The sequence below is a fragment of the Pseudomonas sp. 43NM1 genome (genome assembly GCF_002836905.1).
GTDB lineage: Bacteria > Pseudomonadota > Gammaproteobacteria > Pseudomonadales > Pseudomonadaceae > Aquipseudomonas > Aquipseudomonas prosekii.
Genome location: NZ_MKGS01000001.1, coordinates 28943 through 49581, shown reverse-complemented (window position 1 = coordinate 49581; position 20639 = coordinate 28943). Strand labels below are relative to the sequence as shown.

Genomic DNA, 20639 nt, shown 5'->3' with positions numbered 1-20639 from the left:
ACGCTCAGTCGTGAGCGTCTGCCGCCAGGCGTTGCGCCATGAAATGCAGCGCCGGAAACAGCAGTGCCCACAGCACCCCGAGCCCCAGTAACGTCACGACTTGGCCGTAGGGAAACTGCACGCCGGCCAATTGGCTGCCGGCGTAATACGACAGCGGCCCGCCGATGGCGCCGAGCAGGCTGGCCAGCCACCACGGCTTGGCGCTCCATTGCAGGCAATGGCGCAACGTCGTCGCCAGCAGCGCCCAGAGCAACATCAGCCACAGCGGAATCAGCGGCGCGACGTCGGTGAACTCGAACACGCCCAGCCAACGCAACGAACTGTCGACCGTGGTCCCGAGCAGCACCACGCTCAGAATCAACCGGCCTTCGTCGACCCAGCGACTTATCCACAGCAGGTGAATCACCAGCGCCGCCACTGCCACCCATAACCACAGGCTGTCGCCGCCGAGCACGCAGGCGAACCAGCCGAGCTGAAACAGCGCCGCATTGACCAAGCGTTCAAGCATCAAAACGCCCCAGCAATGGCGCGGTGATTGCCGCCGGTTTTGCCAGCAACAACTGCGCGGTGCCGATGGTGCGTTCGAGGAAACCACCTTCGCAGTAGCACAGGTAAAACTCCCACAAACGCAGGAAATAATCGTCGTAGCCCAATTCGGTCAAACGCCCGTGGGCGTGGCGAAAGTTCTCGTGCCACAGCCGCAGCGTGCGCGCGTAGTGCAGGCCGAAATCTTCCATGTGCAGCAGGTTCATGTCGGTGTCGCGGCTGACGATTTCGAGCATCTTGTGCATGCACGGCAACGCGCCGCCGGGGAAGATATAGCGCTGGATGAAATCGACGTTGGTCCGCGCCTGTTCGTAGCGTTGATCGCGGATGGTGATCGCCTGCAACAGCATCAAACCGTTGCTCTTGAGCAACTGCGCACATTGCTTGAAATAGGTAGGCAGGAAACGATGGCCGACCGCTTCGATCATCTCGATCGAAACCAGTTTGTCGTACTGCCCGGTGAGGTCGCGGTAGTCCGAGAGCAGCAAGGTCACTTGCTTCTGCAAGCCAAGGGTTTCGATGCGTTGCGCGGTGTAGGCGTATTGCTCTTTGGACAGCGTGGTAGTGGTTACCCGACAACCGTAATGCTGCGCCGCGTAAAGCGCCATGCTGCCCCAGCCTGTGCCGATCTCCAGCAAATGGTCGGCCGGTTTCAGATCGAGCTTCTGGCAGATCCTTTCGAGTTTGTTCAGTTGCGCCTGTTCCAGGGTGTCTTCAGGACGCAGGAACTGCGCCGCCGAATACATCATCGTCGGGTCGAGAAACTGTTCGAACAGGTCATTGCCGAGGTCGTAATGCGCGGCGATGTTTTTCTGCGAGCCCTTGCGCGTATTGCGATTGAACCAATGCAGGCCTTGCACGAAGGGCCGGCCGAGTTTGGCCAGACCGCCCTCCATCGCATCCAGCACTTCGAGGTTACTGACAAACACCCGGACCACCGCCGTCAGGTCCGGCGACGTCCAGTAACCGTGGATAAAAGCCTCGCCCGCGCCAATCGAACCGTTGCTCGCAACCATGCCCCAGGCGGCTGAGTCGAGAATCTGGATCTCCCCAAGCAGATGGTCGCCAGCGGTGCCGAAGACATGCCGTTCGCCGTCCTCGATCACCACCAGTTGGCCGTGTTTGAGGTGCGCCAATTGCCGCAGAACGCCCCGGCGCAGCAGCGAGCCGGACCAGCCATTGCTGCTGAGTAGATTGGCTTTGGCCGAAACGCTAGAGGATTTCATGATGGCGATCCTGTGGTGCAACGGTTGCGGTTTGAAAGCTGCCATCGGCAGCCTGATGGGCAAAAATCGGAGCTCGTTTGAATAACAGTCGCAGCGCCTGCCAATAGATCGCCAAGCCGGTTTTCGCGGTCATCCACGGAAAGCGCCGCAGGTAACGGTGCAGGCTGGCGCGATCAAGGGCTTCGCGTTGCAGGTTGAGCGTGGCATCGAACAGCTTCAGTTCGCCTTGCCAGTCCGCCATGTGCACGCCAAGCCGTTGTGCAGCGGGGCTGAAGCTCATGCGGTATTCGAGATCGCGCGGTAGAAACGGCGACACATGAAACGCCTTGGCCACCGCAAAGTGCTGATGCTGGCCGTGCAGCGATTCGGCCGCTTGCGCCGGCAGCACGTAGTGATAGCGCTCGCGCCACGGCGTGTTGGTCACTTCGCAGAGAATCGCCGCCAGTTGCCCGTCCGCCTCGTGGCAGTAGAAAAAACTCACCGGGTTGAACGACAAGCCCCAACTGCGCGCCTGGGTCAGCAAACAGATCGAGCCTTGCGGCTGATGGCCGATGGCTTCGCCGACCTGTTGGCGCACCGCATCGATCAGGCGCATGCCGCTGCCGGTAAACGCCTTCAGGTAATCACGCTCTCGAAACGAGAACGGCGCGAACCGGCTGGCACCGGCAAACGGCGACAACCCGAGCACCGCATCCTGCTCGTCGAGGTCCAGGTACAGCAGCCCGATCCGGTAACGGAACGCATGCGCTCTGGGCGCAAAACGCCGATGGCCGATCCAGCCGCTGTAGAGGGCGCTGTTCATAGCACCTCACCCAACGACCGGGCCACGCGCAATGCGCTGACCACCCCGTCTTCATGAAAACCGTTGGCCCAATACGCGCCGCAGTAATAGGTGTGCTGCGCGCCGTCCAATTCTTCCCAGCGCTGCTGCGCCGCCACGGCTTTCAAGCTGTATTGCGGATGGGCGTAAGTGAATTTGGCGAGGACCTTGCTCGGGTCGATGCCGGCGCTTTGGTTGAGGCTGACGCAGAACGTGGTGTCGCTCTGCAAGCCTTGCAGGATGTTCATGTCGTAGGTGACGGCGGCGTGGGTGGTGCCGGCGCCATTGAGACGGTAATTCCAACTGGCCCAGGCGAGTTTGCGTTTCGGCAGCAGACCGATGTCGGTGTGCAACACCACTTCGTTGTCGGCGTAGGGCAGGGCGCCGAGGATCGATTGCTCGGCCGAACTCGGTTCGGCCAGCAGCTTCAGCGCCTGATCGCTGTGACAGGCAAAAATCACTTTGTCGAAACGTTCGCTGCCGGCAGCGCTGTGGATAACCACGCCGTCAAGGTCGCGCTCAACGCGGGTTACCGGGCAATTGAGGCGAATCCGCTCTTTGAAAGAAGCCGTCAGCGGCGCGATGTAGGCGCTGGAACCGCCCTCGATCACGCACCATTGCGGCCGGTCGTTGACCGACAACAAGCCATGATTCTTGAAAAACCGCACGAACAGTTGCAGCGGAAAACCGAGCATGTCGGCCATCGACATCGACCAGATAGCCGCGCCCATCGGCACGATGTAATGCAGGATAAAACGCTCGCTGTAACCATTGGCCTGCAGATAATCATTGAGCGTGGTGTCGGCGGCGATGCGTTGTTGCTCAAGGTCGCGCAAGGCTTCTTTGTTGAAGCGCAGGATGTCGCGCAACATCTTCCAGAACCCCGGCGACAGCAAATTGCTGCGCTGGGCGAACAGGCTGTTGAGGTTGTTGCCGTTGTACTCCAGGCCGCTGTCCGGATCGTTGACCGAAAAGCTCATTTCGGTCGGTTTGAACCTGACACCGAGCTGCCCAAGCAGGCGGATGAAATTCGGGTACGTCCAATCGTTGAACACGATGAACCCGGTATCCACCGCGTGCGTCTGGCCATCAACCGTAACGTCAACGGTGTGGGTATGCCCGCCGACCCAGTCGCTGGCCTCGAACACGGTGATGTCGTGACGGCGATTGAGCAGATAGGCGCTGGTCAGCCCGGAAATGCCGCTACCGATAATGGCGATGTTCACGGTTGATCCTTGATCGGCGGACTGCTGCGCACCATGCGTTTGCCGATCGCCAGTTTTACCCGGTTAGGCATTTTCGACAGTGGCCACAGCGCAGCCATGAACAGCGCCGGGAAGGCGATTTCCAGCGGCCGGTTCTGCAGTTTGTTGAAAATGTGCCGCGCGGCTTTATCCACAGGCCAACTGAGCGGCATCGGGAAATCGTTTTTTTCGGTCAGCGGCGTATCGACAAAACCGGGGCTGACCACGGTGACTTCAATGCCTTCATCGGCCAGATCGATACGCAACGACTCGAACAGATAACGCAGCCCGGCTTTCGACGCGCCATACGCTTCGGCGCGTGGCAGCGGCAGGTAGGTCACCGAACTGGCGACGCCGACCAGATGCGGCGCAGTGCCGGCGCGCAACAAGGGCAGGGCGGCTTCGATGCAATAACTGCTGGCGAGCAGATTAGTGCGCACCACGTGTTCGATGATCGAGGCGTCGAACTGCTTGGCATCGACGTATTCGCACGTCCCGGCGTTGAGAATCACCGTGTCCAGCGAACCCCAGTCCTCGGTAATCTGTTCGCCGATTTCGCGCACGGTCTGGCTGTTGGTCAGGTCGCCGGGGACCACCAGCACTTGTCCCGGATAACGCTGGGCGAGGACATTGAGCGGCGCCAGCGAACGTGAACTCACGGCCAGGTGCGCGCCGGTCCTCAGTATTTCTTCGGCCAAAGCGGCGCCAATGCCGCTGCTCGCGCCCGTCAACCAGTAACGCCGTGGCGGTGTGAGGTTCATCCCATGCTCCTTTTCAGCCAGGCAATGACCCGGCCCAATACAGGTAGATGTTCATAAAGCAGTGCGCCGGCATCGAAATAATCGCGGTGCCGATAAACCTTGTCGCGCCAGAGCAAGTGCGAGCAGCCGTCGACTGTGATCAGCCGTCCGCCGTCGAGGCGCGGATGGCGGTAGCTCATCACCCAACGCAGATAACCTTCGCCCTCGCGGACGTGGTCGAAGCCGCGAAAGTCGAAACTCAGTTCGCTGACATTGGCGTAGAGCTTGGCGAAATAGGCGTGCAGGTCGCTGAGCCCGTGCACGTCATGCAGCGGATCGGTGAAGTGCACGTCGTCGCTGTACAACTCGCCGAGGCGCTGCAAATTGTCCTTGTTCAGCCCGGCGAATTGCCGCGCGAAGTGTTCGAGGAACTCACTCATCGCGACCTCCGGCAACCGCTTGGCGTGACGGCAGATTCTTGAACGCCGCCAGTGCCCGGGCGCGCGAATTGCTCAGGTTGACGATCGGCGACGGGTAATCGGCGACGCCAAACAAGCCGCCGACATTCGCCGGGTTGTGCACTTCTTTTTTGTTCAGCGCGGCCAGTTCCGGCAGCCAGTGCTTGATGAACAGACCCTGCTCGTCGAATTTTTCCGATTGGCTCAGCGGGTTGAAAATGCGGAAGTACGGCGCCGAATCGGTGCCGGTGGATGAGCTCCACTGCCAGCCGCCGTTGTTCGCCGCCAAGTCGCCGTCGATCAAGTGGCGCATGAAAAAGCGCTCGCCTTCACGCCAGTCGATCAGCAGGTTTTTCGTCAGGAACATCGCCACGACCATGCGCAGGCGGTTATGCATCCAGCCGGTTTCGAGCAATTGGCGCATCGCCGCGTCGATGATCGGCAGGCCGGTGCGCGCTTCTTGCCACGCCTTGAGTTCTTCCGGGGCATCGCGCCAGGCCAGCGCTTCGGTTTCCGGGCGAAAGGCGCGGTGCCGCGAAACCCGTGGGTAGCCGACCAGAATGTGTTTGTAGAATTCGCGCCAGAGCAGCTCGTTGACCCAAGTCACCGCGCCGACCTTGCCGCTGTCGAATTCGCCCTGATTGCTTTGCAGCGCAGCGTGCAGGCACTGGCGCGGGGAAATCACCCCGGCGGCCAGATACGCCGAAAGTTGGCTGGTGCCGGGTTTGGCCGGGAAGTCGCGCTCGCTGAGGTAATAGTCGATTTGCGCATCGGCGAACGTCTCGAGGCGCCGCCGCGCTTCAGCTTCACCCGCCAGCCACAGCGCGCGCAAGCTGTCTGGCGGCGTGGCAAAACCGTCGACGCTGGCGGGGATTTTGTCGCTGCTGATGGTCATTTTCGCCTGCTTGCCGGGCGCGGCGACGATCCCGGGCAGCGAGTGGCGCAGTCGCTCGTAGCAGACTTTGCGGAACTGGCTGAAGACCTGAAAGTAGGTGCCGGTCTTGGTCAGCACGGTGCCGGGGGCAAAGAACAGCTGATCGAGATAACTGTGGAACGTCACGCCCACCGCATCCAGCGCGTGCGCCACCGCTTGATCGCGCCGCGTCTCGTTGATGCCGTATTCCTCGTTGACGTGCACCGCGCCGATCTGCAGTTCCTCGCACAGCTCGAGCAGGACTTTCGGTGCCTGGTCCCAATGCGCCGCGCTGCGGATCAGCAACGGAATATTCAACTGGCCCAGCGCCGTGCTCAGTTCGCCGAGGTTGCGCAGCCAGAAATCGACTTTGCACGGCGCGTCATCATGTTCCTGCCATTGCTGCGGGCTCAGCAGATACACCGCGACGGTCGGGCCACGCGCGGCGGCGGCCGAAAGGGCGGTGTTGTCATGCAGGCGCAAGTCGCTGCGCAGCCAGATCAGTTGCATGGGATGGTCCGTGCCCGACATTAGATAAGTCCTCGCTGGACCAGCTCCTGATGCGCCGCCAACGGATCTTCGGCGATGAACAGTTCAGCGATTTCAGTGGTTTTCGCCGACAGCTCGGCGTGGTGAATGATCACCGTTGGCCCGACGATGATTTTTGCGCAACTGACGCCATTCAACAGTTTTGGCAACTGCGCCAGGTTCATCGCTTTGCTTGAATACAGCAACACGCCGCGGGCTTGCAGGTGTTCAACCGCCAACGCCAGTTCGCCGACCGGCAATGGCCAGTCAAATACTTCCACCGGGCAATCGGCGCTGCTGATCAGCCACGCGGTCAGCCACAGATGCGGTTCCAGCGCCAGGTCGGAATGGTTGATCAGCAGTAGCGGGGCACTGCGTAACTGGCGATTGTTGTGATAAATCCGCGCGCCGAACTTGCTCCGCAGCCACGAGTAAAAGAACACCCGTTCCATCTGCGCGCCGAACTGGCCTTGCCAGCGCTGTTCCAGTTCGCTCAGCAATGGCATCAGCAGTTGTTCGCATAAGGTCCGTGGCGGGTACAGCGCCATGGCTTGGTTGACGGTGTCGTCGAGGGTGCGCTCGGCCAGTTCGGTGACGGCTTGCAGCAAGGTCTGGCGCAGCAGTTGCCAATCGTTTTCGACCGAGTCGGTAAAGGCTTGCGGGGTGTCGAGCAGTTGCTTGACCTGGCTGACGGCAACGCCACGGTTGAGCCAGGTGAGGATGGTCAAAATCCGCTGCACGTGTTCGGCGGAGAACAGCCGATGACCCTTGGGCGTGCGTTGCGGCACGATCAGCCCGTAACGCCGTTCCCAGGCGCGCAGGGTGATGGCGTTGACGCCGGTCTGCCGCGCGACTTCGCGAATCGGCAGCCAGCCTTCGTCCAGGGCTTTCTTGAAATCGGCGCCGAGGTCTTCCTGGGCGCTGGTGTCGGGGATCGTATTCATTTAAATCGCATTTCGCAGACTGAGATTTTCCGGGTGCGGCTGCAGGTAAACCTGCTGCGCAATGTACGGATCAGGGTATTGGCGGAAATAATGTTTGAGCAGCGTCAGCGGCACCACCAACGGCACGATGCCGAGGCGATATTGGCCGATAACGTGCAGTACTTCCTGTTTGTCTTCAGCGCTGATCACCTGTTTCAGGTAACCGAAAATGTGCTGCAAGACATTGGTGTGCGTGCGGCGCGTGGCGCATTTTTTCAGGGCCTCCATCAGCTCGCTGAAATAACGCGGACCGAGTTCTTCCGGATCGGTCTGGCCCATGTTGCCGAGCAGGTTGCCGAGGGTTTTGTACTGCACCGGATTGTGCGCCATCAGCAGGTATTTGTAGCGCGAGTGAAAGTCAATCAGCGCGCGCCGCGTCAGGCCTTCGCGGCGCAGTTGCTGCCAGTCGCTGTAGGCAAATACGCGGGTGAGGAAGTTCTCGCGCAGCACCGGATCGTTGAGGCGGCCGTCTTCTTCGACCGGCAGGTCCGGATGTTCGGCGCAGAACGCCTGGGCATACACGCCGCGCCCGCCACCGTCCACCGGCGCGCCGTTGGCGTGGTAGACCTTGACCCGCAACAAGCCGCAGGACGGCGACTTCTGCATGAAGATGTAGCCGCAGATGTCGTGCAGTTCGGCGGCCATTTGTTGACCGTACTCGGCGAGGGGTTGGGTGACGTTGATCGCGGGGTGGACGGTGCCGACGGCTTGCGGATGATCGGGGTCGCCGACCAGGCGAATTGGCTCGCGCGGGATGCCGAGGCCGATCGCGACTTCCGGGCACACTGGCACAAAATCGAAATAGTCGGTGAGGGTGCGACTGCACAGCCGCGACTCCTTGTGCCCACCATTGAAACGCACCTCGGCTCCCATCAGGCAGGCGCTGATTGCGATTTTCGGTTTGGCGGGGGCATTGGACATCGGAGCACCTCGAATCTAAACCTGTACAGAGCATGGGACCTGTACAACATGTAGTTCATCATAGATTCAAAGCTGTACAAGTCAAATTGTTTGTATAAGTTTTAGCGAAGTGCCTGAGAATTAAGTAGGAGCGGCTGCTGCAGGAAGACCTATTTCCAGCCCAATAACCAACTATCGCTGTTTTTCAGCACCTGCCAATCCAGCCGCTCGCTGCGCTGGGTCAGCACCGCTTGCAGTTCAACCTGCAGCACCGTGCCTTCCTCGTCGCGGAAAACCTCGGTCACCAGAAAATGCTTCTCGCGGTTTTTCGGCAGGGCTGCTGTCCACTTCGACAGCAGCAATTTACCCGGATTAATGCGGTTCATTGCAGGTGCTCATGCAAACGGCGGGCGGCTTCCTGGCCGCTGAGCCAGGCACCTTCGACGCGACCGGACAAACACCAGTCGCCGCACACGTACAAGCCCAGATCGGCATCGGCCAGCACGCCCCATTCATGGCTGGCGGCAGGGCGTGCATAGAGCCAGCGGTGGGCGAGGCTGAACGTCGGTGCGGGCATGGCGCTGTGCAGCAGTTCGGCGAACGCGCCGTGCAATTGCTCGATCACGGCTTCTTTGGACAGGTCGATGTGTTGCCGGCTCCAGGCGCTGGTCGCGTGCAACACCCAAGTGTCCAAGGTGTTGTCGCGTCCCGGTTTGCTGCGGTTGCGGGCCAGCCAGTCGAGCGGGCTGTCCTGCACAAAGCAGCCTTCCATCGGCGTATCCAGCGGCGTGTCGAAGGCCAGCGCGATCGCCCAGGTCGGTTCCATTTTCACCCCGGCAGCGGCGCCGGCGAGTTTCGGCGCGGCAGCCAACAGGGCAGTGGCTTGCGGCGCCGGCGTGGCGATCACGACGTGGCTGAACGGACCGTGAGTGAAGCCTTCGGCGTCCTGCAAATGCCAGTGTTCTTCACCGCGAAAAACTTCGGTGATGCGGCAAGCGAACTGCACTTCGAGGTCGCCGAGCAGGGCGCGGGTGATCGCGCTCATGCGTGGCGTGCCGACCCAGCGCGTCTGCTCGTCCGGCGACAGATTGAGTTGGCCGCCCTGATAGGTATAAAGCTGCGGCGTCCATTCGGCCACCCAGCCATTGGCTTGCCAGCGCTGTACTTCGGTGACGAAGCGGCGGTCGCGGGCGGTGAAATACTGCGCACCCATGTCCAGAGCGCCGGCATCGCTGCGTTTGCTCGACATGCGTCCACCGCTGCCACGGCTTTTATCGAATAGTTGAACGACATGCCCGGCCTGCGTCAGGGCCTGGGCGGCGGAGAGTCCGGCGATGCCGGTGCCGATGATTGCGATAGGTACAGTCATAGGGGCCTCGTTTACCTTTCTGTACAGACTACGCCGTGGTTTAAAGCTGTACAATATTGTTTTTTGGTATAACTTTCAGCGTTCTCGTTCTGACAGGTTGGCCTATTGTTAAGCGCATAGCGTTGTTAAGCACAGAGCGTTGTTAAACACGCAGCGTTGTTAAACATTAGCGTGCTAAACCAAGAGCCTGCCCGATACCAAAGATCCCTGCTTATAAAAATAGACTAGTGATCCGGGTAAAACGCCACGCGAGGAAGAAGTCATGCGCATATTGCTGACCGGCGGTACTGGTTTGATAGGACGTCAGCTCTGCCGACACTGGTCGAGCCAAGGGCATCACCTGACGGTCTGGAGTCGTTCGCCGGAGAAAGTCGCCGGTATTTGTGGTCCCGAGGTGCGCGGCATTGCCCGTCTTGAAGACTCCGGGCAAGAACCGCTGGACGCGGTGGTCAACCTGGCCGGTGCGCCGATTGGTGACCGTCTGTGGACACATAAACGCAAGGCGTTGCTCTGGAGCAGTCGCATCACCTTGACCGAAACCTTGCTGGCGTGGCTGGAAAGCCGCGGGCAGAAACCCGAGGTGTTGATCTCCGGCTCGGCGGTGGGCTGGTACGGCGATGGCGGCGAGCGCGAGTTGAGCGAGGATTCGCCGCCGGTCATCGATGATTTCGCCAGCCAGTTGTGCATCGCCTGGGAGGAAACCGCGCAACGCGCCGAAGCCATGGGCATTCGCGTGGTGCTGGTGCGCACCGGGTTGGTGGTGTCGGCCGAGGGCGGCTTTTTGTCGCGGCTGTTGCTGCCGTTCAAAATGGGCCTGGGCGGGCCGATTGGCACCGGTCGGCAGTGGATGCCGTGGATTCATATCAAGGACCAAATCGGCGCGATTGATTTTCTTCTGCAGCGCATCGACGCCAGCGGTCCATATAATGCCTGCGCGCCGCAGCCGGTGCGCAATCGCGAGTTTGCCAAGACGCTGGGCAGCGTGCTCCACCGCCCGGCGTTCATGCCGCTGCCGACGCTGGTGTTAAAGGTCGCGCTGGGCGAAATGTCATTGCTCTTGCTGGGCGGCCAGAAGGCTGTTCCGGCGCGCTTGCTGGAAGCGGGTTACACCTTCCAGTTCACTGATTTGCGCGCGGCTCTGGACGACGTGTCCAGCCGCCTCTGAAATAGGACGTTGCATGACCGATCACGCGTTGCTTCTGGTCAATCTGGGCTCACCTGCCTCCACTTCGGTGGCGGATGTGCGCAGTTACCTCAACCAGTTTTTGATGGACCCGTATGTGATCGACCTGCCGTGGCCGGTGCGGCGCCTGCTGGTGTCGCTGATCCTGTTCAAACGCCCGGAGCAGTCGGCTCACGCCTACGCCTCGATCTGGTGGGAGGAGGGCTCGCCGCTGGTGGTGCTCAGCCAACGCCTGCAACAAGCGATGACCACGCAGTGGACCCAGGGCCCGGTGGAATTGGCGATGCGATACGGCGAGCCGTCGATCGAGACGAAGTTGCTGCAACTGGTCAAGCAGGGCCACCGCAAAATCACTCTCGCGCCGCTGTATCCGCAGTTTGCCGACAGCACCGTGACCACGGTGATCGAAGAAGCCAAACGGGTGATCCGCGAACGCAAACTTGATGTGCAGTTGTCGATTCTCCAGCCGTTCTACGATCAGCCGGAATACCTCGATGCGCTGGTCGCCAGCGCCAAGCCTTATCTGGAGCAAAGCTACGATCATCTGCTGCTGAGTTTTCACGGTTTGCCGGAACGGCATCTGACCAAACTCGACCCGACGGGCCAGCACTGTTTCAAGAATCAGGACTGCTGCAAGAACGCTTCCCCGGCAGTAATGGCGACGTGTTACCGCGCGCAATGCCTGCGCACCGCCGAGCAATTTGCCAAGCGCATGGGGTTGCCGGACGGCAAGTGGTCGGTGTCGTTTCAGTCGCGTCTGGGCCGAGCGAAATGGATCGAACCCTACACCGAAGCGCGGCTTGATGAGTTGGGCAAAAGTGGCGTGAAGAAGATCCTGGTGATGTGCCCGGCGTTTGTTGCCGATTGCATCGAGACCCTGGAAGAAATCGGCGATCGCGGTCTGGAACAGTTCCGCGAAGCCGGCGGCGAAGAGTTGGTGCTGGTGCCGTGCCTCAACGACGACCCGCAATGGGCCAAGGCGTTGAGCGTATTGTGCGAGCGAGCGCCGTTGGCACTCTAAAAGCATCGCGAGCAAGCTCGCTCCCACATTGATCATTGGTGATCACATATTCTGTGTTCACAGAAGATCCACTGTGGGAGCGAGCTTGCTCGCGATGGCTATCTAACTGGCAACAAAGACCTTGAGCCCTTACAGCAACGGGTCATCCGCTTTCTTGTGCTTCCAGCTGTCATTGCCCGGCAGCAACAGGTTCAGCGCAATCGCCACCACCGCGCACAGCGCGATGCCTTTGAGGCCGAAGTCGTCCGGACCGGTGCCGGTGCCGACCAGCACACCGCCAATCCCGAACACCAGGGTCACCGAGACAATCACCAGATTGCGCGCCTCGCCCAGATCGATCTTGTGGCGGATCAGCGTGTTCATGCCCACCGCCGCAATCGAACCGAACAACAGACACAGAATCCCGCCCATCACCGGCACCGGAATGCTCTGCAGCAGCGCGCCGAACTTGCCGACGAACGCCAGGCTGATAGCGAAAATCGCCGCCCAAGTCATGATTTTCGGGTTGTAGTTCTTGGTCAACATCACCGCGCCAGTCACTTCGGCATACGTGGTGTTAGGCGGGCCGCCAAACAGACCCGCCGCCGTCGTCGCAATGCCATCGCCGAGCAAAGTGCGGTGCAGACCGGGTTTCTTCAGGTAATCGCGACCGGTCACGCTACCCACGGCAATCACTCCGCCGATGTGCTCGATGGCCGGGGCCAGCGCCACCGGGACGATAAACAGAATCGCCTGCCAGTTGAACTCCGGCGCGGTGAAGTGCGGAATCGCAAACCATGGTGCGGCGGCAATCTTCGCCGTATCGACCACGCCGAAATAGAACGCCATGGCAAAACCGACCAGCACGCCGGAGATGATCGGCACCAGGCGAAAAATCCCTTTGCCGAACACCGCGACAATCAGCGTGGTCAGCAGCGCCGGCATCGAGATCAGCATCGCAGTCTGATAGTGAATCAGCTCCGAACCGTCGCCAGCCTTGCCCATCGCCATGTTGGCGGCAATCGGCGCCATGGCCAGGCCGATGGAGATGATCACCGGACCAATCACCACCGGTGGCAGCAGCCGATCAATAAAACCGGTGCCTTTGATCTTCACCGCGAGGCCGAGGAAGGTGTAGACGAAACCGGCCGCCATTACCCCGCCCATGGTCGCTGCGAGGCCGAACTGGCCCTTGGCGAGAATGATCGGGGTGATGAAGGCAAAGCTCGACGCCAGGAACACCGGCACCTGACGCCCGGTGACGATCTGGAACAGGATCGTCCCCAGACCTGCGGTGAACAGCGCCACGTTCGGGTCGAGGCCGGTAATCAGTGGCATCAACACCAGGGCGCCGAACGCCACGAACAGCATCTGGGCGCCGGACAGCACCGTGCGCCAGAGCGGATCGTTGAACTCTTCCTGCATGCTCAAGCGTCCTTCTGCTTGGTGCCGAAGATCTTGTCGCCGGCATCGCCCAGGCCCGGGATGATGTAGCCGTGCTCATTGAGTTTTTCATCAATGGAGGCGGTGTAGATGATCACGTCCGGGTGCGCCTTCTCGACGGCAGCAATGCCTTCGGGGGCCGCGACCAGGACCATCGCGCGGATGTCACGGCAACCGGCTTTTTTCAGCAAGTCGATAGTGGCGACCATCGAACTGCCGGTGGCGAGCATTGGGTCGATGATCATGGCCAGGCGTTCGTTGATTTCCGGCACCAGTTTTTCCAGATAGGTGTGCGCCTGCAGGGTTTCTTCATTGCGGGCCACGCCGACGGCGCTGACTTTGGCGCCCGGGATCAGGCTCAGCACGCCTTCGAGCATGCCGATACCGGCGCGCAGGATCGGCACCACGGTAATCTTCTTGCCGGCGATTTTCTCCACCGACACAGTGCCGCACCAACCTTCGATGTCGTAGGTTTCGAGCGGCAAATCTTTGGTAGCTTCATAGGTCAGCAGGGCACCGACTTCCTGAGCGAGCTCACGGAAATTCTTCGTGCTAATGTCTGCGCGGCGCATAAGGCCAAGTTTATGACGGATCAGCGGATGGCGGATCTCTTGGATGGGCATGGGGAAAGGCTCCGGCGGCGGGCAAAAAAACCGGCCTAGATTAATCTATCCGAGGGTGTTGTCCTATAGACATACAGTACGTTAGTCCACAAACGCTTGATTCGGCCTCGCTGGATGCGTACCTTTGCCCGCTTTTCCTGCATAAGCCACCCCTTGGAGAGCGCCATGTCCGCTGATCTCGAGCATATCCGTCAAATCATGCGAGAGGCTGACTGCCTGTACACCGAAGCTGAAGTCGAGGCGGCCATCGCCCGCGTCGGTGCACACATCAACGAACAACTGGCTGACACTAACCCGGTGGTTTTCTGTGTGATGAACGGCGGGCTGATTTTCGCCGGCAAGTTGCTCACCCATCTGCACTTCCCGCTGGAAGCGTCTTACCTGCACGCTACCCGCTATCGCAACGAAACCAGCGGCGGCGACCTGTTCTGGAAAGCCAAGCCTGAAGTGTCGTTCCTCGATCGCGACGTGCTGATCATCGACGACATCCTCGACGAAGGTCACACCCTCGGCGCGATCATCGACTACTGCAAACACGCCGGTGCCCGCGCTGTGCACACTGCCGTGCTGATCGACAAGGACCATGACCGCAAGGCGCGTCCGGACCTCAAAGCCGATTTCGTCGGCCTGCCGTGCATCGACCGTTATATCTTCGGCTACGGCATGGATTACAAAGGTTACTGGCGTAACGCCAATGGCATTTTTGCCGTTAAAGGAATGTAAGCAATGACCACGCCGAGCTTTCTTGATCAAACCCTGTTCGCGGAATTGGCCGAGAAGGCTGCGGCTAATCCTCGTGGGCGCCAGCATCACAACTTCCATCAAATGGAAGACGCCTGCCACCGCATGGCGGTGGGGCTGCAGCCGAGCACTTACATTCCGCCGCATCGACACTTGGGCGACAACAAGGCTGAAACCCTGTTGGTGCTCAAGGGCCGCCTCGGTTTGTTGATTTTTGACGAGTCAGGCGCGGTGGTGCGCAAGCAAGTTCTGCAGGCGGGCGGCGACTGTGTCGGCGTCGATCTGCCGACCGGGGTGTTCCACGGTCTGGTGGTGCTGGAAGCCGACAGTTTGATGTTCGAGTGCAAGGCAGGCCCTTATCGCCCGGTCGGCGAGGGTGAGCTTGCCCACTGGGCGCCGCGTGAAGGCGAGCCGGGTGTCGCCGAATACCAGGCGTGGATGCACGCGCAGTTTGATTGATCGGTAATCCCTGTCATTAATCCTCTGTGGGAGCGAGGCTTGCCCGCGAAAGCGCTGTGTCAGCCGACAAAGGTGTTGGATGTGCCGGCCTCTTCGCGGGCAAGCCTCGCTCCTACGATGGATCGGGGTTTGCCCATTCTTTTGCCATGTTAGAGTGCTCGGCCCCGTCCCCCGGAGCCTGTCATGAGCCTTTTGACCCGCTGCTGCGCCGTCCTGTTACTGTCCGCAAGCCTGCCGCTGGCCGCCGCGCCGGCGCCGATGCACGCGCAGTTTCTGCCGCCGGACGACTTGAACCTGCGAGACGCCGAGCCTGAGCAGCAACAACTGTTGCAAGTCACCGACTATTCGGTGGTGGTCGGCAGCCAGCGTCAATCCTCGCAACAGCCGATCCCGGTGACGTCGCCATTGCTGATCCGCCTCAAGGGCAAATCCCTGAACAAAGGCGCGACCATCAATCAGGTGCTGGTCAATTTTGATGGCGAAAGCAAAAGCCTGAAAAAGCCGATCTACGACGAAAAAAGCAAAACCCTGACGATGTATTACCCGCTGGCGCAGTACCGCGTGGTGATTGACCTGCTGCGCAACGACACGGTGTATTGCCAGTTCCTCAGCTACGCCAATGGCCATGTCTGGGCCGATCTGCACACCGGCAGTGTGCGTCCGCGTTGAGCCCGGCGGCCAGTGAGGGGTAAACTGCCCGCCCCGTGAAATGTCTGCGAGCTGGAGTCGGCAATGCGTAAAGATAAGAAGCAAGTGATTGGTGACGAGATCGGCGATGAGCAGATCAAACTGTTCCTCGATTTTGAACCGGTCGACGCCACTTCACCGTCGCTGCACAAACTGATCAAAGCCTACCGCGGTCTGCGCATCGACGATTTCGAGCGCTTCCTGACGTTTTTCGTAGAGGCCGGTTTTGACCTGGACGGCAAGGATGAGCACGGCAATGACTTCGTCGCGGTGATCAAGGACCAGCGCAATGCGGCCGAGTACATCGAGCTGATCGCCAAGGCGCGCGGCTGATTTGCTGATCCGGTGATTTGGCGGTGTTGCTGCTGGCCTCATCGCGAGCAGGCTCACTCCTACATTTGATTGGTGTACACCCATCTCTTGTAGGAGTGAGCCTGCTCGCGATGAGGCCGTCACCAGCTCCGCAAATCCTCGATAAGCCATTCCACCGCCCATAAAAAAACGCCCCGCTCTCAACCAGAGCGGGGCGTTTTTTGTGGAGCCGAATCAAGCGTAGCTTTCGGTCTCGGTACTGGCTTCAACCAGTTCCAGCGCGACGTTGTTGTGCGCGTTGATCTTGCGATACAGCGCTGCGTCGCTTTCCAGGACTTTTTCACGGGCCGGGAAGATTTCCGCCAGTTTCGCCGCCCATTCACCGGACGCCTTGTTCGGGAAGCACTTCTCGATCAGCTCAAGCATGATCGAAACCGTCACCGAAGCGCCTGGCGAAGCGCCGAGCAGTGCCGCCAGAGAACCATCCTTGGCCGCCACCAGTTCGGTACCAAACTGCAGAACGCCACCCTTTTTCGGGTCCTTCTTGATGATCTGCACCCGTTGGCCGGCCACTTCCAGGCGCCAGTCTTCAGCCTTCGCTTGCGGGTAGAAACGACGCAGCGATTCCAGGCGTTGCTCCATCGACTGCATCACTTCGCTGACCAGGTACTTGGTCAGGTCCATGTTGTTTTTCGCCACGGCCAGCATCGGGCCGATGTTGCCGGCGCGCACCGACAGCGGCAGGTCCATGAAGGAACCGTGCTTGAGGAACTTGGTGGTGAAACCGGCGTATGGCCCGAACAGCAGCGACTTCTTGCCATCGACCACGCGGGTGTCCAGGTGCGGCACCGACATTGGCGGCGAACCGACCGCTGCCTGGCTGTACACCTTGGCCTGGTGATGCTTGACCACTTCCGGGTTATCGCAACGCAGCCACTGGCCGCTGATCGGGAAGCCGCCGAAACCTTTGCTTTCTTCGATGCCCGACGCCTGCAACAGCGGCAATGCCGCGCCGCCCGCGCCGAGGAAAACGAACTTGGCGTCGACTTCACGGCTGTTGCCGCTGTTGACGTCCTTGATGCTGACGGTCCAGCCGTTGGCGTTACGCTTCAGGCCGGTGACGCGCTTGCAGTACTTGACCTGCGCATCGGGTGCGCTGGTCAGGTGCTTGAGCAGTTGATTGGTCAGCGCGCCGAAATTGACGTCGGTGCCATTCATCACGCGGGTCGCGGCGAGGACTTCGTCGGCCGGACGGCCCGGCATCATCAGCGGCATCCACTCGGCCATTTTGGCTTTGTCTTCGGTGTATTCCATGTCAGCGAAAGCGTGGTGCTTGCTCAGCACCTCGAAGCGCGACTTGAGGAAAGACACACCGCTGTCGCCCTGCACGAAGCTGAGGTGCGGCACCGGGCTGATGAACGATTTGCACGAGCCGAACGTGCCTTTTTTGGTCAGGTATGACCAAAACTGTTTCGACACCTCGAACTGCGTATTGATGTGCACGGCTTTCTTGATGTCGACGGAGCCGTCGGCGGCCTGCGGCGTGTAGTTCAACTCACACAGCCCGGCGTGACCGGTACCGGCGTTGTTCCACGGGTTGGAACTCTCCGCAGCACCGGAATCCATCAGCTCGACGACTTCCAGCTTGATCGCGGGGTCGAGCTCTTTGAGCAGTACAGCGAGGGTGGCACTCATGATGCCGGCCCCAACGAGTACTACGTCGACTGCTTCGTTATGCGCCATTTAACGCGTCTCCAAAATCTGCAGCACCAAATTGTCGGCATAGCTGCCAGGCGTGCCGGGGCGTGTCATGTGTGCCCCAGGTACTCATGGCCAGAATCGCCATGTCCGAATCTTCGCAATTTTTCGCAACTTCGACGGACGCTACCGGCCGGGTCAATGAGGTCTATGAACTCACTTCAACGCGCGACTGGCAATTCGACTTATGGTCGAGACATCCGTTTGTGCAACCAAATCCGTAGCGGACAGGCTTCAGGCTCCGGTATTCGAGGCGTACCCGGTCCTGTGTCGTTGGGCTGTTTCAGACGCTAATGGTGCATGTTCAGACGCAAAACTATTCATTTGCTCGCCACACTCTTGTGAAGTTGTGAAAACCCGTTTTTTTCACGCTCTTTTGAAGACGTGAACCTCAAAAAGGGCTGTCCCAGCCTGGCACCGTGCCCGGATGGATTGCCGCCATGAAGTACATGACAGGCAAAACGGGCAAACAGCTCAGTGACCGAGCGTAATGACAGCTCTGCAGATGCGCGAAAAGTGGGGGTTTTGCTCAGGGAACAGCAAGCACGCCAGCTTCACTCGATCTGTGTGGGCGGCTCTCTGTGGGCGATTCGGGGGGCCAATGCCTGGGCATTGACGATGCTGCGAGGCCCGATCAGGAGACGTCCTTATAATCGGGGGGAGATTGTATCTAAGAAACGCAGGGAAATGGTCGCGATTAATGACTTTTATTAGGCGTCCGGTCAGATGGACAACAACGCGTGCACCCGTGAACGAGGCTGACGCTGGCGCACACGGGCACTTGGGGGCAGGGGATGGTGTAACCAGTTGAGGCGGATTTCTTCGATTTCGACCCAGCCATCGCCCATCGGCTGCAGGCTGCATTGCTTGAATGCCTGGCAATGACCGTTGCGATCGAGCAGGGCAAAGCTGCGGTGCAGCGGGCGTGGCGCGAACAGCGAGATCAGATAACGCATGGCGAAGTACCTTGTGGGGTGACTGCTGTGAAGGTTGCCAGTGCGCGATGACGTCAGCGTGTATGGGCGGTGACAGATGTGTGACAGGAACCGCTTTGCGCAGGGTTGGTCAGAGTTTGGGTTATTCGTTGAAGTCCCCTAGTTCGCTGCAGTGGCCCACCGCTATACTGCGGGCCTGTTTGTGCCTGATTCTGGAGAGAAGAGCATGTTGCAACGCCTGTTGTTCGGTTTGATCACTGTGACCAGTTTGACCCTGGTTGGCTGCGCCCACAGCCCGCAACAACTGAACCCGGAGCCGAAGCTGACCACTCAGCTGGCACCGGTTGGCCATGGCCAGCAAGTGGTGGTGCGGGTGGTCGACGGTCGCCCATCGCCAACCCTCGGCACCCGTGGCGGTTTGTACCCGGAGACCAGCGCAATCACCGTGCAAGGCGCGCAGATCCTGCCGAAATTGCAGGCTCAGGCCGAAGCGGCCGTGCGTTTGCTCGGTTTCACCCCGGTGTCCAACGGCATGAACGCGCCGCAGTTGACCGTGACCCTGGCCGAGCTGAAATACCAGTCGCCTAAAGAAGGCATGTACGTGACCGAAGCGACTATCGGCGCCACTTTCCGCTCCGACGTGCAGAACGCCAACCGCCGCTACAGCGGTCGTTACGGCGCTTCCCTGGACCAGCGTTTCGGCATGGCGCCGAACCAGGAAACCAACACCAAGCTGGTCAGCGACGTGTTGAGCGACGCACTGACGCGCTTGTTCAAAGACCCGACGGTCAGCCAGATCCTCGGCGAATAACTTTTGCGCCGATGTGAAAAAGCCCGGTGCCAGTGATGGTTCCGGGCTTTTTTGTGTTTGCTGGTTTCCGCGAATACCCCCGATCCCTTGTGGGAGCGAGGCTTGCCCGCGAAAGCGGTGTATCAGCCAACATCAATGTTGAATGTTCCGCCGTCTTCGCGGGCAAGCCTCGCTCCTACAGTCCGAAAAAAGGGCTCAGGCGGCTTGGGAGTAGAAATCCAGCACGCTCACCCCGGTCAGCAAATCCATCTCGGGCAAGTCCGCATGTTGGTGTCCGCCCAGCACGCAATACACCAGCCAGTGGCGATCCTGCACATTGAAGGCGAGGCTGCCGACGAGGTTTTGCTGTTCTTCGCTTTGGGCGATGAGGTAGAGGCGGTCCTGGTTTTCGGCGTGCAGCATGGCGGGCTCAGTGTCGGTTTCGAGGGGCGACAGACTGGCGCATGCAGATGACGATGACGTGACACCGATCAGGAATCGGCCAAGTGGTTCGTTATTTGTCGCAGGCTTTCGGTAGAATCCGCGACGCGGTCGTCGGTCCGGCGCCTGTCATCTCAAGTTCTGCCGAGGTCCGTGATGTCGTTGCATTTGATTTCGTTGTTCACCAACCATCCCGCCAAGTTGATCAACCTGCTGGCCTTGCTGCTGGCGTTCCCCGGCAGTTGGCTGCTGCACGCCACGCGCCGCCGCGAACAGCGCGCCCAGGCAGTGCTTGAAGCCGCCGCACAGAACCGTCGCGTGGATGACGCGACACTGATGCACAATGGCGCGACCCAGCGCATGAACCGGTTTTTCTACCGATTCGGCTTCGCCTGCCTGGGCGTGGCGCTGATCATCTCGTGGGTCAGCACACAGTTCTGAATCGCCGGTAACAAATTCAGCAACGCCCATTCATTTGTGGTGAGAGTTTTGCTCATGGCAGGGGGGCTTGCCTGTGGCGAGGGGGCTTGCCCCCGTTCG

Annotated in this window: 24 protein-coding genes; 8 read left to right on the top strand and 16 right to left on the bottom strand. The window is 60.1% G+C overall.

Annotated elements, in window-relative coordinates:
- Positions 1 to 4: 4 nt before the first annotated feature.
- The 11 genes from BI292_RS00250 to BI292_RS00200 all read right to left on the bottom strand — a co-directional run bounded on the left by BI292_RS00250 (position 5) and on the right by BI292_RS00200 (position 9727).
- Entirely contained in the window at positions 5 to 508 is a 504-nt protein-coding gene (locus tag BI292_RS00250) for a DUF2878 domain-containing protein (RefSeq protein WP_101206498.1), read from the bottom strand.
- The gene (locus tag BI292_RS00245; protein ID WP_101206497.1) at positions 501 to 1772 is read right to left on the bottom strand and encodes a cyclopropane-fatty-acyl-phospholipid synthase family protein; all 1272 of its coding nucleotides are present in this window, start codon (positions 1770 to 1772) and stop codon (positions 501 to 503) included. The genes BI292_RS00250 and BI292_RS00245 overlap by 8 nt, the downstream gene beginning before the upstream one ends.
- Positions 1759 to 2574 carry a DUF1365 domain-containing protein gene (locus BI292_RS00240; RefSeq protein ID WP_092278081.1) on the bottom strand — a complete coding sequence of 272 codons (816 nt, stop codon included), beginning with the start codon at positions 2572 to 2574 and terminating at the stop codon, positions 1759 to 1761. Before BI292_RS00240 ends, BI292_RS00245 begins: the two co-directional genes overlap by 14 nt.
- Positions 2571 to 3818 carry an NAD(P)/FAD-dependent oxidoreductase gene (locus BI292_RS00235; protein ID WP_101206495.1) on the bottom strand — a complete coding sequence of 416 codons (1248 nt, stop codon included), beginning with the start codon at positions 3816 to 3818 and terminating at the stop codon, positions 2571 to 2573. The genes BI292_RS00240 and BI292_RS00235 overlap by 4 nt, the downstream gene beginning before the upstream one ends.
- A complete protein-coding gene (locus tag BI292_RS00230; protein WP_101206494.1) occupies positions 3815 to 4597 on the bottom strand; it encodes an SDR family oxidoreductase in 783 nt (260 codons plus the stop codon). Before BI292_RS00230 ends, BI292_RS00235 begins: the two co-directional genes overlap by 4 nt.
- Positions 4594 to 5016 (bottom strand): nuclear transport factor 2 family protein, encoded by a 423-nt coding sequence (locus tag BI292_RS00225; protein WP_101206492.1) that lies wholly within the window; start codon positions 5014 to 5016, stop codon positions 4594 to 4596. Before BI292_RS00225 ends, BI292_RS00230 begins: the two co-directional genes overlap by 4 nt.
- The gene (gene phrB, locus BI292_RS00220) at positions 5009 to 6457 is read right to left on the bottom strand and encodes a deoxyribodipyrimidine photo-lyase (protein WP_101206636.1); all 1449 of its coding nucleotides are present in this window, start codon (positions 6455 to 6457) and stop codon (positions 5009 to 5011) included. Before phrB ends, BI292_RS00225 begins: the two co-directional genes overlap by 8 nt.
- Positions 6458 to 6477: 20 nt before the next feature.
- Positions 6478 to 7419 carry a MerR family transcriptional regulator gene (locus tag BI292_RS00215; RefSeq protein WP_101206491.1) on the bottom strand — a complete coding sequence of 314 codons (942 nt, stop codon included), beginning with the start codon at positions 7417 to 7419 and terminating at the stop codon, positions 6478 to 6480.
- Positions 7420 to 8379 (bottom strand): 2-thiouracil desulfurase family protein, encoded by a 960-nt coding sequence (locus tag BI292_RS00210; RefSeq protein WP_101206489.1) that lies wholly within the window; start codon positions 8377 to 8379, stop codon positions 7420 to 7422. It abuts the gene before it with no gap.
- Between the two features lie 149 nt (positions 8380 to 8528).
- On the bottom strand, positions 8529 to 8744 hold the full coding sequence (locus tag BI292_RS00205) for a TIGR02450 family Trp-rich protein (RefSeq protein ID WP_092278093.1): 216 nt from the start codon (positions 8742 to 8744) through the stop codon (positions 8529 to 8531).
- Complete coding sequence (locus BI292_RS00200; protein ID WP_092278095.1) at positions 8741 to 9727, bottom strand: NAD(P)/FAD-dependent oxidoreductase; 987 nt, start codon at positions 9725 to 9727, stop codon at positions 8741 to 8743. Before BI292_RS00200 ends, BI292_RS00205 begins: the two co-directional genes overlap by 4 nt.
- 262 nt (positions 9728 to 9989) lie before the next feature.
- Between BI292_RS00200 and BI292_RS00195 the strand changes: the two genes are divergently transcribed.
- Entirely contained in the window at positions 9990 to 10892 is a 903-nt protein-coding gene (locus BI292_RS00195) for a TIGR01777 family oxidoreductase (protein WP_101206487.1), read from the top strand.
- 13 nt (positions 10893 to 10905) lie between these two features.
- Complete coding sequence (gene hemH, locus BI292_RS00190) at positions 10906 to 11931, top strand: ferrochelatase (protein ID WP_092278099.1); 1026 nt, start codon at positions 10906 to 10908, stop codon at positions 11929 to 11931.
- A 129-nt stretch (positions 11932 to 12060) separates the two neighbouring features.
- On the opposite strand, the gene BI292_RS00185 is transcribed toward hemH, so the two are convergent.
- Positions 12061 to 13335 carry a uracil-xanthine permease family protein gene (locus tag BI292_RS00185; protein ID WP_092278101.1) on the bottom strand — a complete coding sequence of 425 codons (1275 nt, stop codon included), beginning with the start codon at positions 13333 to 13335 and terminating at the stop codon, positions 12061 to 12063.
- Between the two features lie 2 nt (positions 13336 to 13337).
- Positions 13338 to 13976, bottom strand: a complete 639-nt coding sequence (upp, locus tag BI292_RS00180; RefSeq protein ID WP_092278103.1) for a uracil phosphoribosyltransferase — start codon at positions 13974 to 13976, stop codon at positions 13338 to 13340.
- Positions 13977 to 14141: 165 nt separating this feature from the next.
- Here upp and BI292_RS00175 point away from each other — a divergent pair, with 165 nt between their 5' ends.
- From BI292_RS00175 to BI292_RS00160, 4 genes are all read left to right on the top strand, one after another.
- Positions 14142 to 14699, top strand: coding sequence for a hypoxanthine-guanine phosphoribosyltransferase (locus BI292_RS00175; RefSeq protein ID WP_054045644.1), 558 nt, complete (start codon positions 14142 to 14144; stop codon positions 14697 to 14699).
- A gap of 3 nt (positions 14700 to 14702) precedes the next feature.
- Positions 14703 to 15176: a WbuC family cupin fold metalloprotein gene (locus BI292_RS00170; protein ID WP_101206485.1), complete on the top strand. Its 474-nt coding sequence runs from the start codon at positions 14703 to 14705 to the stop codon at positions 15174 to 15176.
- 183 nt (positions 15177 to 15359) lie between these two features.
- A complete protein-coding gene (locus tag BI292_RS00165) occupies positions 15360 to 15845 on the top strand; it encodes a hypothetical protein (RefSeq protein WP_101206484.1) in 486 nt (161 codons plus the stop codon).
- Between the two features lie 63 nt (positions 15846 to 15908).
- Positions 15909 to 16196, top strand: coding sequence for a PA4642 family protein (locus BI292_RS00160; RefSeq protein WP_092278109.1), 288 nt, complete (start codon positions 15909 to 15911; stop codon positions 16194 to 16196).
- 213 nt (positions 16197 to 16409) lie between these two features.
- Here the strand turns inward: BI292_RS00160 and mqo are convergent, their stop codons facing one another.
- Together mqo and BI292_RS00150 are read right to left on the bottom strand one after the other, a co-directional pair.
- Complete coding sequence (mqo, locus tag BI292_RS00155) at positions 16410 to 17918, bottom strand: malate dehydrogenase (quinone) (protein ID WP_101206483.1); 1509 nt, start codon at positions 17916 to 17918, stop codon at positions 16410 to 16412.
- A 737-nt stretch (positions 17919 to 18655) separates the two neighbouring features.
- Positions 18656 to 18889, bottom strand: a complete 234-nt coding sequence (locus BI292_RS00150) for a hypothetical protein (RefSeq protein ID WP_092278113.1) — start codon at positions 18887 to 18889, stop codon at positions 18656 to 18658.
- 205 nt (positions 18890 to 19094) lie between these two features.
- Here BI292_RS00150 and BI292_RS00145 point away from each other — a divergent pair, with 205 nt between their 5' ends.
- On the top strand, positions 19095 to 19679 hold the full coding sequence (locus BI292_RS00145; protein ID WP_092278115.1) for a YajG family lipoprotein: 585 nt from the start codon (positions 19095 to 19097) through the stop codon (positions 19677 to 19679).
- A 195-nt stretch (positions 19680 to 19874) separates the two neighbouring features.
- On the opposite strand, the gene BI292_RS00140 is transcribed toward BI292_RS00145, so the two are convergent.
- The gene (locus BI292_RS00140) at positions 19875 to 20081 is read right to left on the bottom strand and encodes a hypothetical protein (RefSeq protein WP_101206482.1); all 207 of its coding nucleotides are present in this window, start codon (positions 20079 to 20081) and stop codon (positions 19875 to 19877) included.
- Between the two features lie 174 nt (positions 20082 to 20255).
- Between BI292_RS00140 and BI292_RS00135 the strand changes: the two genes are divergently transcribed.
- Entirely contained in the window at positions 20256 to 20540 is a 285-nt protein-coding gene (locus BI292_RS00135) for a hypothetical protein (protein ID WP_101206481.1), read from the top strand.
- Positions 20541 to 20639: the final 99 nt, after the last annotated feature.

What these genes read in the sequence shown, in the direction of transcription:
- BI292_RS00250 (WP_101206498.1), bottom strand. Translation starts at nt 508, where the DNA reads ATGCTTGAACGCTTGGTCAATGCGGCGCTGTTTCAGCTCGGCTGGTTC.
- BI292_RS00245 (WP_101206497.1), bottom strand. Translation starts at nt 1,772, where the DNA reads ATGAAATCCTCTAGCGTTTCGGCCAAAGCCAATCTACTCAGCAGCAAT.
- BI292_RS00240 (WP_092278081.1), bottom strand. Translation starts at nt 2,574, where the DNA reads ATGAACAGCGCCCTCTACAGCGGCTGGATCGGCCATCGGCGTTTTGCG.
- BI292_RS00230 (WP_101206494.1), bottom strand. Translation starts at nt 4,597, where the DNA reads ATGAACCTCACACCGCCACGGCGTTACTGGTTGACGGGCGCGAGCAGC.
- BI292_RS00225 (WP_101206492.1), bottom strand. Translation starts at nt 5,016, where the DNA reads ATGAGTGAGTTCCTCGAACACTTCGCGCGGCAATTCGCCGGGCTGAAC.
- phrB (WP_101206636.1), bottom strand. Translation starts at nt 6,457, where the DNA reads ATGCAACTGATCTGGCTGCGCAGCGACTTGCGCCTGCATGACAACACC.
- BI292_RS00215 (WP_101206491.1), bottom strand. Translation starts at nt 7,419, where the DNA reads ATGAATACGATCCCCGACACCAGCGCCCAGGAAGACCTCGGCGCCGAT.
- BI292_RS00210 (WP_101206489.1), bottom strand. Translation starts at nt 8,379, where the DNA reads ATGTCCAATGCCCCCGCCAAACCGAAAATCGCAATCAGCGCCTGCCTG.
- BI292_RS00205 (WP_092278093.1), bottom strand. Translation starts at nt 8,744, where the DNA reads ATGAACCGCATTAATCCGGGTAAATTGCTGCTGTCGAAGTGGACAGCA.
- BI292_RS00200 (WP_092278095.1), bottom strand. Translation starts at nt 9,727, where the DNA reads ATGACTGTACCTATCGCAATCATCGGCACCGGCATCGCCGGACTCTCC.
- BI292_RS00195 (WP_101206487.1), top strand. Translation starts at nt 9,990, where the DNA reads ATGCGCATATTGCTGACCGGCGGTACTGGTTTGATAGGACGTCAGCTC.
- hemH (WP_092278099.1), top strand. Translation starts at nt 10,906, where the DNA reads ATGACCGATCACGCGTTGCTTCTGGTCAATCTGGGCTCACCTGCCTCC.
- BI292_RS00185 (WP_092278101.1), bottom strand. Translation starts at nt 13,335, where the DNA reads ATGCAGGAAGAGTTCAACGATCCGCTCTGGCGCACGGTGCTGTCCGGC.
- upp (WP_092278103.1), bottom strand. Translation starts at nt 13,976, where the DNA reads ATGCCCATCCAAGAGATCCGCCATCCGCTGATCCGTCATAAACTTGGC.
- BI292_RS00175 (WP_054045644.1), top strand. Translation starts at nt 14,142, where the DNA reads ATGTCCGCTGATCTCGAGCATATCCGTCAAATCATGCGAGAGGCTGAC.
- BI292_RS00170 (WP_101206485.1), top strand. Translation starts at nt 14,703, where the DNA reads ATGACCACGCCGAGCTTTCTTGATCAAACCCTGTTCGCGGAATTGGCC.
- BI292_RS00165 (WP_101206484.1), top strand. Translation starts at nt 15,360, where the DNA reads ATGAGCCTTTTGACCCGCTGCTGCGCCGTCCTGTTACTGTCCGCAAGC.
- BI292_RS00160 (WP_092278109.1), top strand. Translation starts at nt 15,909, where the DNA reads ATGCGTAAAGATAAGAAGCAAGTGATTGGTGACGAGATCGGCGATGAG.
- mqo (WP_101206483.1), bottom strand. Translation starts at nt 17,918, where the DNA reads ATGGCGCATAACGAAGCAGTCGACGTAGTACTCGTTGGGGCCGGCATC.
- BI292_RS00150 (WP_092278113.1), bottom strand. Translation starts at nt 18,889, where the DNA reads ATGCGTTATCTGATCTCGCTGTTCGCGCCACGCCCGCTGCACCGCAGC.
- BI292_RS00145 (WP_092278115.1), top strand. Translation starts at nt 19,095, where the DNA reads ATGTTGCAACGCCTGTTGTTCGGTTTGATCACTGTGACCAGTTTGACC.
- BI292_RS00140 (WP_101206482.1), bottom strand. Translation starts at nt 20,081, where the DNA reads ATGCTGCACGCCGAAAACCAGGACCGCCTCTACCTCATCGCCCAAAGC.
- BI292_RS00135 (WP_101206481.1), top strand. Translation starts at nt 20,256, where the DNA reads ATGTCGTTGCATTTGATTTCGTTGTTCACCAACCATCCCGCCAAGTTG.